At 44.4% G+C, this 12,441-nt stretch carries 12 protein-coding genes and 1 pseudogene; 8 read left to right on the top strand and 5 right to left on the bottom strand.

Features of this window, described 5'->3' with window-relative positions; translation table 11 throughout:
• Nucleotides 1-6: 6 nt before the first annotated feature.
• From FDX04_RS20485 to FDX04_RS20470, 4 genes are all read right to left on the bottom strand, one after another.
• A complete protein-coding gene (locus tag FDX04_RS20485; RefSeq protein WP_137371403.1) occupies nucleotides 7-1,500 on the bottom strand; it encodes a glycoside hydrolase family 32 protein in 1,494 nt (497 codons plus the stop codon).
• Nucleotides 1,501-1,514: 14 nt separating this feature from the next.
• Nucleotides 1,515-2,804, bottom strand: a complete 1,290-nt coding sequence (locus tag FDX04_RS20480) for an OmpG porin family protein (RefSeq protein ID WP_137359891.1) — start codon at nucleotides 2,802-2,804, stop codon at nucleotides 1,515-1,517.
• Nucleotides 2,805-2,902: 98 nt separating this feature from the next.
• Entirely contained in the window at nucleotides 2,903-4,336 is a 1,434-nt protein-coding gene (locus FDX04_RS20475) for a glycoside hydrolase family 32 protein (RefSeq protein WP_137359890.1), read from the bottom strand.
• A 19-nt stretch (nucleotides 4,337-4,355) separates the two neighbouring features.
• Complete coding sequence (locus FDX04_RS20470; RefSeq protein ID WP_042310359.1) at nucleotides 4,356-5,594, bottom strand: MFS transporter; 1,239 nt, start codon at nucleotides 5,592-5,594, stop codon at nucleotides 4,356-4,358.
• 265 nt (nucleotides 5,595-5,859) lie between these two features.
• On the opposite strand from FDX04_RS20470, the gene FDX04_RS20465 reads away from it, so the two are divergent.
• From FDX04_RS20465 to FDX04_RS20430, 7 genes and pseudogenes are all read left to right on the top strand, one after another.
• Nucleotides 5,860-6,855, top strand: coding sequence for a LacI family DNA-binding transcriptional regulator (locus FDX04_RS20465; RefSeq protein ID WP_042310361.1), 996 nt, complete (start codon nucleotides 5,860-5,862; stop codon nucleotides 6,853-6,855).
• Nucleotides 6,856-6,937: 82 nt separating this feature from the next.
• The gene (locus FDX04_RS20460; protein WP_042310362.1) at nucleotides 6,938-7,330 is read left to right on the top strand and encodes a VOC family protein; all 393 of its coding nucleotides are present in this window, start codon (nucleotides 6,938-6,940) and stop codon (nucleotides 7,328-7,330) included.
• 311 nt (nucleotides 7,331-7,641) lie between these two features.
• Nucleotides 7,642-9,041, top strand: a pseudogene (locus FDX04_RS20455) (tyrosine-type recombinase/integrase).
• A gap of 105 nt (nucleotides 9,042-9,146) precedes the next feature.
• Nucleotides 9,147-9,542, top strand: coding sequence for a hypothetical protein (locus FDX04_RS20450; RefSeq protein WP_137371402.1), 396 nt, complete (start codon nucleotides 9,147-9,149; stop codon nucleotides 9,540-9,542).
• Nucleotides 9,543-9,591: 49 nt separating this feature from the next.
• On the top strand, nucleotides 9,592-9,813 hold the full coding sequence (locus tag FDX04_RS20445) for a helix-turn-helix domain-containing protein (protein ID WP_003847740.1): 222 nt from the start codon (nucleotides 9,592-9,594) through the stop codon (nucleotides 9,811-9,813).
• A gap of 135 nt (nucleotides 9,814-9,948) precedes the next feature.
• Nucleotides 9,949-10,713 carry a hypothetical protein gene (locus FDX04_RS20440; RefSeq protein WP_006809977.1) on the top strand — a complete coding sequence of 255 codons (765 nt, stop codon included), beginning with the start codon at nucleotides 9,949-9,951 and terminating at the stop codon, nucleotides 10,711-10,713.
• 462 nt (nucleotides 10,714-11,175) lie between these two features.
• Nucleotides 11,176-11,796 carry an inovirus Gp2 family protein gene (locus FDX04_RS20430; RefSeq protein WP_032180904.1) on the top strand — a complete coding sequence of 207 codons (621 nt, stop codon included), beginning with the start codon at nucleotides 11,176-11,178 and terminating at the stop codon, nucleotides 11,794-11,796.
• A gap of 73 nt (nucleotides 11,797-11,869) precedes the next feature.
• Here FDX04_RS20430 and FDX04_RS20425 read toward each other — a convergent pair whose 3' ends face one another.
• Complete coding sequence (locus FDX04_RS20425) at nucleotides 11,870-12,166, bottom strand: hypothetical protein (protein ID WP_001618772.1); 297 nt, start codon at nucleotides 12,164-12,166, stop codon at nucleotides 11,870-11,872.
• A 144-nt stretch (nucleotides 12,167-12,310) separates the two neighbouring features.
• On the opposite strand from FDX04_RS20425, the gene FDX04_RS20420 reads away from it, so the two are divergent.
• Nucleotides 12,311-12,441: IS1 family transposase (locus FDX04_RS20420; RefSeq protein WP_001349871.1), on the top strand; the 131-nt coding region annotated here is incomplete at its 3' end.

Below are 12,441 nucleotides of genomic sequence, written 5' to 3'. Positions count from 1 at the left end.
ATCTCGTTATATTATTTCTTTTATTTTCAATGTGGCGTGAAAATTATCATTTTGTGGCAAACTGATACTCCATGGTTTCTCCGGCATGGAATACATTCGGGTACTGAATGCGGCTTTATTATTTATATAAAAAACAGCAATTGAGTTTTGAATCAGCACACGTAACTCAATTTTTTCATCCAGAGGAACATTTACCCATGATTCCGCATTCGCATGGTGAATAGATGCGAGTGGCGCATTGAAAAAGTAGACCTTGCCTTTGCTCTTATTGAACACAACGTTAAGCTTTGCATCGCTTACTCTGTCGTCAGTCAGACCAAAACTCATCACCATTCCGGCAGAAGGGATATCTACAGTTGCACTTAACTCACCTCGTTTGGGCAGAGGTGGATACACAACAGACTGTAATGGACCAAACTGTGTGGCTGTTTTTATCATTTTACTGCTTGTTAAGCTGGTCACCGGACCGGGGTTATCATTAATGACCGTCTGAAGTTCCTGTGAAAGGATGCTGCTAAGCTGCCCCTGCTTATCCGCGATGAGCTCATGAGCAACCAGATTTCCTGCCCAGTCAATATTACCATTGTCACTGCTTCCTGCTTTGGTTGGGATCCAACCAAAAACAAACAGGCGATCGTTTTTAATTACAAGTTTTCCTGCGTAAAACCCCGAGCCATCAACCACATAATTGTCCATCTTTCGCCACGGTCCATCCGGATTATCCGCAACCCGGTACTGGGTCAGGCGTAGCGGCCATTGGTCGCTAAAGCTGAGATACCAACGTCCATTAAAGAAAACCAGCGTTGGGCATTCCAGGTTAGAGTTACTGGTAATCGTGTCATTATCAAAAAATACACCACGGTCTTCCCAGTTCTTTAAATCGGTTGAACTGTACCGGGCTATGACACCGCGCCCCTCACTACGCGTGGTAATTAACATCCAGTACTCTTTCTTTTCTGCAACCCAAACAACATGAGGATCCCGGAAGTCATTACCGCGATAATTATCACCTGGCAGAATCGTATCCTGCGGGTGTTTTACCCAGTGAAGACGATCTTTACTGGTCGCGTGCATAATGGACTCAACCGGGAACACATTTTCATTGTGCGCGGTATACCAAGCATGCCAGGTATTGCCGACTTTAATAATCGAGCCGGTTCCCAATAGCAGTTCAGGATCGTCAACGTCGTTAACGTAGGGAATCACTTCAGAATGGTTCTGGTAGTTATATAAATTGGTGCTCGATAATAAATGAATAGCATGTACGCCTAAATCGCTACCGCCGCGCACATCATTGAGATAAAAAATATCAAATTCACCATCGTTATAGACCGGCATTGGGTCACCAATAAATGATCCCTCCACCCGGGGAAAAAAATCATTAATATAGCGAATACTTTTATTGTGTAATGTTTCTTTTGAAGGCTGCGACCAGGCTGGCATATTGATAAACGAAAGTGCCAACAGAGCGGCAGATACCACTAATATTATTTTTTTCATGTTACACCTGAATATCAGAAGTTATAATTCACGCCAACCACGGTAAAGGGATTCCACGAATGGCCGCTAGAAGTCCAGAGCCCCGTTTCTTTCGTGAATTGTGCTTTGAATTCACCATATAATCGAACTTCACCAAAAACTGGATAGCTGATGGTGCCACCAATGAATTTATAACGACCATCATAGAAAACTTCTTTGCCATTGCTGGCGTTATCTATTTTATCCTGACCGAAACCTAAATACAGGGAGGTTAACAGAGGATACCAGTTTCGCCAGAGTCCAGCCGTCACCTTCCATTCTTCTTCTACAATGTCGCCCCAGCTCTCACGTTCCTGACGGTTATAGTAATAATAAGGCCGCAAATACAGACCGAGATCGGGATTCACACGGTATTGAATGGCGGGTTCAATTTCAAAAATGTACTGCTCGAGATCGCCATTTCCCGGTTCATTACCCTGTGGCTGATATTCGCCATAGGCGTAACCGGCCAGGCTCCATTTGTTGGTTAGCCGCAGGTCTTGCCAGATTTTGTACCTGTTTTTCCAACGTTTAGTTGCTGTTTCCGAACCAACCATGACCTCCGTACCGATATTACCGCGCCAGGTTTCAAAAATATGGCCGACAAAAAACTCATTGATTGTATTTGTGCCTTTGTAATCCTGATTACTAAATTGTCCTTTATAGCTATCCTCGCGGGCATTCCAGAAGCCAAAGTACCAGTTTGGTAACTCATCATGTCTTAAAAAAGCCTGAATGGTGGCGAGTTTAAATTTCCCGCTATTTTTCTTATTATCACTCCAACGAACATCATCAATTTCTATCTGAGTGCTGATGTTTCCATGCAGGCCACCAGCCTCCATATTACGACCAATACTGTCCCAGTGAACAGGAGGATCTTCCTGTCTTAAACGCAACACGCTGACATCATCAGACTTATCTAAAGTATTACTCTTTTTCACCTCAGTTGTTTTATTTTCAGTTTCTCGATGCGAGGCTGTCGGCATCGACGAAGTTGCCAGTTTATTTTCTGCCCCTGTAGTAACAGGAGGAGCAGTGACGCGATTGGTCGATTGTTCACCTCCTTTTGTTGGCTGGCCAATATTATCTTGTGGCGTATCATATTCATCAGAAAAATAGCTTTGATAACTACCGATATAGGTAGCTGGTTGTTCGGTATTATCCTCTGCAATAGCGGGAAATGCCGTAACTGACGTTATCATACAGGCCAGGATTTTTTGTTTTAAAACAAATTTTTTGATGTTTATCGCGCTAACGCGATAGTGAGGTATTAATATTTCATCCATTTCATTATCTCATTATTCCAGGCAATAACATGCCAGCCTAAGACTGGCAGAAATAAAAGCTCACTAGGTAAGAGGTAAGGCGAATCAGGACTAAATTATTACTCCAAAGACCAATATCCGGCTTCCTGTAATGAGGCAACACCATGATTCGCAAACAGCGAAAGATCGCGCTGCGCCGGGTGAGGATAAATTCGGCTACTTAAGCATGCCTCACCCTCATTCACAAAAACCTCTACTGATGAGCGGTCGATAAAAATGCGTAATGACAGTACACCGTGTGCTGGCAACGAAATACTGCGAGTTCCTTCCAGCGAATATTCTGGATAACGACGCTCCACTATCAGACGTTGGGCCTGATTATCGACGTAAATTCTCAGCCCATCCCCTAATGACATACCAAACTGTTCCGCTGTAGAGGCGTTTAGATCCCATAGCAGTTGCACCTCGACCGCTTCGGCATCAGCCGTCATAAGGACTTTCTGATTACGCAGGCAACAAGCAGGCGTTGGATAATAGCTGCCACGCAGCGCAGAGACTTCGTCAGCGGGTTTCATCCTCACCCGATGGTCGTCACCAAGGCTCAGTTCGCGCGGGAGAGACAGCATGCCTGCCCAGCCGTCCTGCTGTTCGGGCATCGGTGATTCCCACATATCCAACCAACCGATAATAATGCGGCGATTATCCGGGGTCAGAAAACTTTGCGGAGCATAAAAGTCGTGGCCATGGTCCAGTTCAATGAATTGTCCGTCATGGGTGAATTGTTGACCGGGCTGCCATTCCCCGAGTAAATAGCCACTCTGAAAAAGGTTGCGATGGTGATAACCTTTCGCCGCGATCCCTTGCGGAGAAAACATCAGGATCTGCTTCCCTCCCAGAGTAAAGAAATCAGGACATTCCCACATATAGCCCTTCCCCTCATCAGCCTCAGCGAATATCCCTTCGTCTTGCCATTGGCGGAGATCGGATGAACTATACAGACGCACTTGCCCCGTATTCTCTACACGGGAACCGACCACCATGTACCAGCATTCCCCTTCACGCCATACCTTCGGGTCACGAAAATGATGCAGTCCAGGGGGCGTATCAATCACCATCCCATGCCGCTCAAAATGGATACCGTCACGACTGGTGGCCAGACACTGCACCTGGTAGAGATTGTCGTCTGTGTCTGGCGAACCGTGAAATTTATGTCCGGTATAAATCAGCGCCAGCATATCGCCATCCACCACGGCGGAGCCGGAGAAACAGCCATCCACATCCGCCGGACCTTCTGGCGCCAGCGCGACTGGCAGATGCTCCCAGTGCACCAAATCTTTGCTGCGGGCATGTCCCCAGTGCATTGGCCCCCATTCAGGAGAATAAGGGTGATGTTGATAAAACGCGTGGTACCAACCGTCAAACCAAACCAGGCCGTTAGGGTCGTTCATCCAGCCTGCGCGAGCAGCGAGGTGATACCGTGGATACCATCGCGGATTAATACTGGATTGTGCTTTTTCAAGCGTCTGTTCGGCTTGTTCTAATAAGGATGTCATCGTCTTTACTCTCAGTACATTACACAGCATTTTGCTGCAGAAAGGATGGCTCAGATGAAGACTTATTTGAGCGCAAAAGGAAAATTGAAATGAACGTGGTACAGAACACCATAATGCCCATGATTAGATAGGACTGGGCGAAGCCAAATTTCTCATAGCTAAAGCCTGCCAGCGGGGATAAAACGGTGCCAATAATGGAACTGGTGCATGCGAATCCCACCAGATAAATCGTGGAGGACAAACGCTTGTCAAAATTCAGACTGTTGTATTTAAAAATAGCGACTAACAATATCGGTAGTTCGACAGCGTGAAGTAATTTAGTAATGGAAATAAGTAGCGGTCCTTCCACCAGCCCGGAAGCGATCATACGCATCGCCATCACCATTCCGGCGAATATCAGACCATTTTTAGCGCCAATGCGATTAACCAACCAGGGCGCACAAAACATGCCTGCCGCCTCCAGAAAAACCTGGAAAGAGTTTAAATAGCCAAACATCTCATTCCCTTCTCTTAATGACGGGAACTGTGAAGAGAAATAGACTGGGAATTGCTGATCGTAAACGCCGTAAATGCAGGTACCGACCACGAAGAATATCAACGCCCAGAAACGTGGCAGAGTAAGCAAATTCAGCGCATCTTCCAGAGAAACTTTTTTAGCGCCGATTTCGAGTTTTTCCATGCTTGCCGGAGCCGCGACTTTTAAACGGGCCAACAGACAGAAGAAGATAATCCCGGAGCAAGAGGCCACCAGGAAATTAAGGTCAGGGTTAATGTTAAACAGTAGCCCGGCAAAAAAGGTAGCCACAGCCCAGCCCAGAGACCCCCACATACGTGCCCGACCAAACTCAAAGGTACTCTGACGCGCAACGCGTTCGGTGTAGGACTCCAGAACGCCGATACCGCCGTTAAATGTCAGACCGATAAACAAACCGCCGAACACACTTCCCAGCAAAATATTAATACTCAGCAAATAGCTAAATAACAAATAAGCGGGTCCGGAGAGGATCAAAAGCGCTGTGATGCACCATAACAGATGTTTACGCAAGCCAAGACGGTCCTGAATAAAGCCATAACAAACCTGAGCAAACAGCGCGGAGACGGATAGCACGGAAAAGATAATTCCGGTTTCCGACGCCTTTAGTCCCACTTCCTGATGCAGCCAAATAGAGAGAAGTGAACTTGATGAGGACCAGGTCACAAAGAAAAAGAACAGCAGCGCGCTGAGCAGCAGATAGCTGCGAGAAGATCTTTTATTCATCTACGTAATCTCAGGGAAATGACATACCGAGATGGTAACGTTAACATTTTACCTGTACACTTGATTTTGACGCGATAATCGATGTTAATCACAAAAGTTAACGTTAACATTTTTATGCTCGGATCAAGATCACATTTTTTATCGTCGCTTGCCATTCATCGGGGGTCGATGTCTGGAATAAATATTTGTCTTTGTTCACAATCCGTTAATAGATGGATTGCGTACAATATCTGGATTGGGTAGTTAGTTTCTTTAATGGAAGACTATGGCATCTTTAAAAGATGTGGCCAGACTGGCCAATGTATCACTAATGACCGTGTCTCGGGTGCTGAACGATCCGAAACGTGTGAAGCCTGAAACCCTGTCCCGGGTACAGGAGGCTATTTTACAGCTAAATTACGTGCCGGACCTCTCTGCCCGGCAGGTTCGTCGTGTCGGTTCCAGAAATAAAACGATTGGCGTGCTCGCGTTGGATACTGTCACAACCCCTTTTTCAGTCGACATTACGTTGTCTATCGAGGAAACCGCGCGCGCCTACGGCTGGAATAGCTTCGTGGTTAACATGTTTGCCGATGATAATCCTGACGATATTGTCGATCTGCTGCTCGCACACCGACCCGGAGGGATCATTTTCACCACGATGGGATTGCGTGAGGTGAACGTCCCTTCCAGGCTACTGAAGCACCCTTGCGTTCTGGCCAACTGCGAGAACAAGGGAGAAGCAGTTGCCAGCTATATTCCCAATGATGAACAAGGGCAATATACGGCAGTGCAGGCGCTATTAGCAGCGGGATACCGTCGCCCTCTTTGCCTGCATTTACCTGTCAACCATCTGGCGACGCGACGCCGCCGTCAGGGGCTCGATCGCGCCTGCCGTGAAGCCAATATTAATCCTGACGCGCTCGAACACTGCTATATGCAATATGGAGATGAACACTATCGTGATATTCCGGACATTTTGCTGAGATATATTGATCGGGGGATGCCGCAATTTGATTCGGTAATTTGTGGCAATGACCGTATCGCATTTATGGTATATCAAACGCTGTTAACACAGGGGATTCGCATCCCACAGGACATTGCTGTTCTTGGGTATGATAATCTCGTTGGGATCGGAAATTTGTTCTTACCCCCGCTTTCCACAGTCCAGTTACCGCATTATGAGATTGGGCGTTTAAGTACGTTGCACATTATCAACGGCGACAGCCACCGGGAGAAAGTTTTGGTCGACAGTCCCTGGCTGTTACGCGAATCATTCTGAACATGCCAATAGGTTATTCCATCTATGTTACCAAGACGGGATAACCACTGAGCCTCCTGGCATCATGAATATGAGGGAAAGTATGTTTTCTTACATTATGTTAGGTACCAACAATCTCCCGCGCGCTATTCAGTTTTATGATCCGCTAATGGAACTGCTTGGGCAACCGCAGGCCGGGCGTAATGAAGAAGGGGCGTCGTGGGGAACATTCAACAGCAACCACACCGTTGGGCTGTGCATCGGCAGCCCCTTTGATCGACAACCTGCCAGCGTTGGTAATGGCACGATGGTGGCGCTGAATGCGCGTTCCGTCGAACATATTGAGCAGTTGCACACCCTCGCGCTCAGTCTGGGCGGCACAGATGAAGGCGCACCGGGTCATAGGCCGCAGTATGGTCAGGGATTTTACAGCGCCTACGTACGCGATCCGGACGGCAACAAGCTCGCGTTTATCTATTACGCGAACGTAGCCTGAAGAAGTCTTTATCCGGTAATTCTGTTATCGGCGTGAACTCGACAGCCTCAGAACCCAAAAGCTGTTGAAATCTTTAACCCGAGTCAAAAAGTATGCGTGCGGCGCGAGAGGAGAAACGTGGTTTTCTTAAAGGCCGGAGGACGTAATGACTTGAAATGGTGCGATAATAGGAGTCGAACCTACGACCTTCGCATTACGAATGCGACGTTATTATATTTTTACCCCTTTAAAAACCTACTCTTAAAACAAGTAATTCATTATAAAACATTGTGTTATGAAAAACACCTGTTGATAAAAATTGACAGGTGTTGATGTTTATTCCCCCATTTTACTTACACCAGCAGTTACATTATGGTGATGTAACATTTCTCATCTGGAGCCCCAAAATGGCACTTCCAAGACAAAAACTCACCTTCGAGCGCATTCGAAAATTTGCTTTATCTGAAGGAAAAACCCAGGCATTTCTTTGGGATGCGGACGTAACTTCCCTGGCATGTCGGGCAACTCGCGGAACAAAAGCTTTTGTGTTCCAAAGCGTATATGCGGGAAAAACCCTTCGCATGACCATTGGCAACATTAACGATTGGAGGATTGATGATGCCAGGGCCGAAGCCAGGCGGCTGCAAACATTAATCGATACTGGGATAGATCCGCGTATAGCTAAGGCAGAAAAAATTGCTGAAGCGGAATCACAGCAGGCTGAATCTCGTAAAACGAAGGTAACCTTCACAAGCGCTTGGGAAGATTACCTTGAAGAATTGAGAACCGGAATCAGCGCAAAAACTAAACGCCCATATTCTACTCGATACATTGCCGATCACATTAACTTGTCCAGCCGTGGAGGGGAAAGTAAAAAAAGAGGCCGGGGCCCAACCTCGGCTGGACCATTGGCTAGCTTACTCGACTTACCGTTATCGGAACTAACACCAGAGAACATTGCCGCATGGCTAAGTACAGAGAGACAAAATCGGCCTACCGTCACTGCTCATGCCTACCGGCTGTTGCGTGCATTTATCAAATGGGCTAATTACCAGAAAAAATATCAGGGAATAATCCATGGCGATATTGCACAAGATCATAACGTGAGAAAAGTGGTTCCAGTATCAGCGAGTAAAGCGGGAGATTGCTTACAAAAAGAACAGTTAAAAATCTGGTTCAGTGCCGTACGTAGCCTCAATAATCCCATTGCATCGGCCTATCTCCAAGTACTTTTGCTCACCGGTGCACGGCGTGAAGAAATTGCGTCACTTCGGTGGTCTGACGTAGATTTCAAATGGTCAAGCATGAGGATTAAAGACAAGATCGAAGGCGAACGTATCATCCCTCTCACTCCTTATGTTTCTGAGCTGTTAAGTGCGCTAGCGCAATTCCCAAATTCTGACGTAAATAAGGAGGGTTGGGTTTTCAGAAGTAACAGCAAAAGTGGCAAAATTATTGAACCGCGTTCAGGACACAACAGAGCGTTAGCTCGAGCTGAGTTACCACATATCAGCCTTCACGGCTTACGCCGTAGTTTTGGCACTCTTGCTGAATGGGTTGAAGTGCCAACAGGTATTGTTGCTCAAATTATGGGACACAAACCAAGTGCACTGGCGGAAAAACACTACCGCCGTCGTCCGTTAGATCTGTTGCGCAAATGGCATGAAAAAATTGAGAGGTGGATCTTACAGCAAGCAAATATTGTAAAAAAATAACCGTTGATATGCGTTGATTTCATTTAATATCAATAGATTACAGAACAACATCCATCGTTGACATAAGTGTATTTTAAGGTTTAAATTCCATCGTCCACTTTTAAATCAGGAGATAAAGCATTATGTCTAATTCTTTGATGAGTTCTGCGCAAACTAGCTCAAAGGCTCGAATAGTACGGGTCGTGGGTAAGATCAAAGTTGTTCGTTCTAGTAAGCAGCGACAAACCTGTGCTGAGTCCATATTTCAGGAAAGACAGATGAACATCAGGATTCGAGCTGCTCTTGGACACCTCAATGAAAAAAACTCTTTATACAATAAAAACAATCGACATAAAACTTTGGGCGTTTTTTTGCACGTATCATCTCGCACAAAAATCTGGCCGAAAACTCGCAAGGTAATGCGTCTAAATCAACTAAAAGTACCTCATCCGGCTCAAGCGAAGGTAGTGACCCTGACCCTGAAGCTTATTCAAGCTTGGCTTTTTCGTTTTCTTTTTGGTCCTTTCTTTCCCTTCTAATTTCATTACTTTTTGTATATGCCTGCATCTCAATCATTGAGGTGGTAGCATGAGCATATATGAGCAATCCAGAACATCTTTATCTGAACTTGTTTCCACAAGTGAGTTAGCACATCTATTAAACCTTAAAGCCCAAACAATTCGAAAATGGCTTTGCCAAGACAAGCTGCCTAATGGTTTACCACGCCCAAAGAAAATTAACAGCCGACATTATTGGTTACGCAAAGACATTGATAGGTTCCTATTAACCTTCTCAGTATATTGTAATTAACAGCAGCCTCAAAATCATAACTCCCCAGCTATTCTAAAGAATAGCTGGCTTAATTAACAGAAACAATCTGTCAATAAAAGATACTAAATCACCACCGTTTATCACATTTTACATTAACGAAAGTCAAGGATACATATGAAAAAACGCATCACTTTCAGCGCAAACAAAAAATCAACTATTGATGCAATCGACGACTATAGCAATGCAAAAGGATACTCTAGGTCAGAGGTGATATCATTTTTGTTAAACGCCACAGCCCCAGCATTGAATAAAATAACATCGCAATATCATATAGCTCAAACTTTGGAGTCAACATTAGGCTGTATTTTTGAAGAGAAGGCCCCCTCAATCGCACGGGGTGAGCCAAAATTAACTTACGAAGAGTTTTTTTATTCCGTCTGGAACACTCACATTCGACACCGGAACGAGGTTGTCGATCAAGATTTTTATGCGCACAAAATACCTCATGATAAGATGGGTAAGAGCGAAAAAAAATTAATTCATGAAAAGCTCTCATACATTATAAAAAGTTTCAATGTAAAAAAAGCAATTTTTATTTACACAGATCGGCGCGTGAACCGCAAACATCTCATTGCAGGAGGGTTATCTAATATCATACTGATAAAGGACACAGTCTACGATGGTTGTTTTTTTGATTTGAGCAGCATTGTGATTATGCCAATCTTTGAACTTATTACATTTGGAGTTGAGGCAGTATTGAAAAGAAATAAAACTCCCCCTAAACAATCATGCTATTGCTGGATACCAATTTATTACACAAATGATCTAGCGGTAATGGTTCCGGTAATTGCCGAAGGCGATACACCTCAAAAGGCGATGAAAGGAGGAGATGCCATCATTATTAATCCCTTTAACGGTGAAGTAAACCATACATTCTGATACCAATGTTAAGCATAACCACTTAGTTTACATACATCTCGACAGTATGGAGTTATTGCCTAATAGCTAGATGAGAGCAAAAGATGCCTACTAACAAAACAAAACCAAAGAAAATGCAGGGAAGACCTGAAGGAAGTAAATATTCTTATCTAATTCAGAATGAGAAGGCTAAGCATTACTCTCAATCCAAGGTGGCAAAGATCTTAGGAATAAGCATTTCCACGGTAAAAAGATACTGGGATAATGGTATCTTTGGATGATTATAATTGCAGAGTTACTTTTTAAGTATTTTACTGCACGGGTAATGGGTTGATAACAAGTTTTATTGTTGGAAAGGTATTATAAAGCAATCATTACTACCAACAGTTAATTAACATAACTAATTACAGACATTCAACTATGTCTTATCATATTACTATATACGGCTATCGAAAGCCGTAGGACTAGCTACAGGATCGAAACATGGAATTATATCATGGTTCACATGGTGAGCATGTGCTCGCCTATAAAAAAAATATTGAACGAGTCGTCAATGATGCACTCAGTGAATTCCCCAGAACAATGGCATTACGTGTTGATGTACATTACCCCCCCATTCTAGACAGAGGTGATACTGTTTGCTGTTTTCCTAATCTAGAGCCTGGTGCCATATCCCGTTTCCGTAATGCATTAAATGCCATGTTGGAGGCCAATGAGAGAGCCAGAGCCGCCAACGGTAAAAGAATATATCCAAACCGAGTTCGTCATGTTTGGGTAAGGGAGTTTTCCGAAGAGGGAAAATGTCATTTTCATATTGGTCTTTTTTTTAACAAAGATGCTTATTACCATTTAGGTGATTATGAGGCTGAAAGCAATTTAAGGATGATGATTGTAAGAGCATGGTATAGCGCACTGGGATTGGAACTGGATGATTATCCGGGATTGGTTCACTACCCTGAAAATTGTCGTTATATATTAGACGTCAATGATTTTAACTTTGAAGGAGAATACAATAAATTACTGAATCGTCTTGACTACCTGGCTAAACTTGATACAAAAGTATACGGAGATGGCGACCGTAGCTTCGGTTGCAGTCGCGGGTAATTTATTTTTTTACAGAAATGGCCTTTCTTATGGATGGAAAGGCCAAACCCATCAGTTAAAGATGGTTGTTTTACTATAATCCAACGACCTCATCCCCGATATTAGTCAAAATCATTAATTCTTTAATCTCTCGTTGTGCCAGCTGTAATTCAAACTGCTCTTGAATTAACATCCACTTCGACCAACTTCCACCGACTACATGCGATAACCGGAGTGCCATAGCTTTCGTCAGTGAAACTGAACCGTTCAACAATTCAACTATCTCTTGCTCGCGACATCCCATGTAAACCGAAAATTTATTCAGTCCTATATTTGATACCGCTAGTATTTCGGCCAGTTTAATGCCGGGATGATCAGGAAGTAAGGTCATGCCGTATTCATCCTGATAAATTCCATAAATAGAACAGCCAGTTTCTCTCAGTTCTCGTAAATTCTTCCCTGCAAACTTCAGCTCGTGTGGGTGATGCTGCCAACTTACTGATTTAGTGTATGATGGTGTTTTTGAGGTACTCCAGTGGCTTCTGTTTCTATCAGCTGTCCCTCCTGTTCAGCTACTGACGGGGTGGTGCGTAACGGCAAAAGCACCGCCGGACATCAGCGCTATCTCTGCTCTCACTGCCGTAAAACATGGCAACTACAGTTCAC

This window comes from Citrobacter sp. wls615 (genome assembly GCF_005281355.1).
In the GTDB taxonomy this organism is placed as follows: domain Bacteria; phylum Pseudomonadota; class Gammaproteobacteria; order Enterobacterales; family Enterobacteriaceae; genus Citrobacter; species Citrobacter werkmanii.
This window is presented reverse-complemented; position numbering and strand designations above follow the sequence as displayed.

Coding starts and splice junctions, on each gene's coding strand:
- FDX04_RS20440 (WP_006809977.1), top strand. CDS start 9,949: ATGAAAAAACGCATCACTTTCAGCGCAAACAAAAAATCAACTATTGAT.
- FDX04_RS20450 (WP_137371402.1), top strand. CDS start 9,147: ATGTCTAATTCTTTGATGAGTTCTGCGCAAACTAGCTCAAAGGCTCGA.
- FDX04_RS20465 (WP_042310361.1), top strand. CDS start 5,860: ATGGCATCTTTAAAAGATGTGGCCAGACTGGCCAATGTATCACTAATG.
- FDX04_RS20445 (WP_003847740.1), top strand. CDS start 9,592: ATGAGCATATATGAGCAATCCAGAACATCTTTATCTGAACTTGTTTCC.
- FDX04_RS20425 (WP_001618772.1), bottom strand. CDS start 12,166: ATGACCTTACTTCCTGATCATCCCGGCATTAAACTGGCCGAAATACTA.
- FDX04_RS20480 (WP_137359891.1), bottom strand. CDS start 2,804: ATGGATGAAATATTAATACCTCACTATCGCGTTAGCGCGATAAACATC.
- FDX04_RS20485 (WP_137371403.1), bottom strand. CDS start 1,500: ATGAAAAAAATAATATTAGTGGTATCTGCCGCTCTGTTGGCACTTTCG.
- FDX04_RS20430 (WP_032180904.1), top strand. CDS start 11,176: ATGGAATTATATCATGGTTCACATGGTGAGCATGTGCTCGCCTATAAA.
- FDX04_RS20470 (WP_042310359.1), bottom strand. CDS start 5,594: ATGAATAAAAGATCTTCTCGCAGCTATCTGCTGCTCAGCGCGCTGCTG.
- FDX04_RS20460 (WP_042310362.1), top strand. CDS start 6,938: ATGTTTTCTTACATTATGTTAGGTACCAACAATCTCCCGCGCGCTATT.
- FDX04_RS20475 (WP_137359890.1), bottom strand. CDS start 4,336: ATGACATCCTTATTAGAACAAGCCGAACAGACGCTTGAAAAAGCACAA.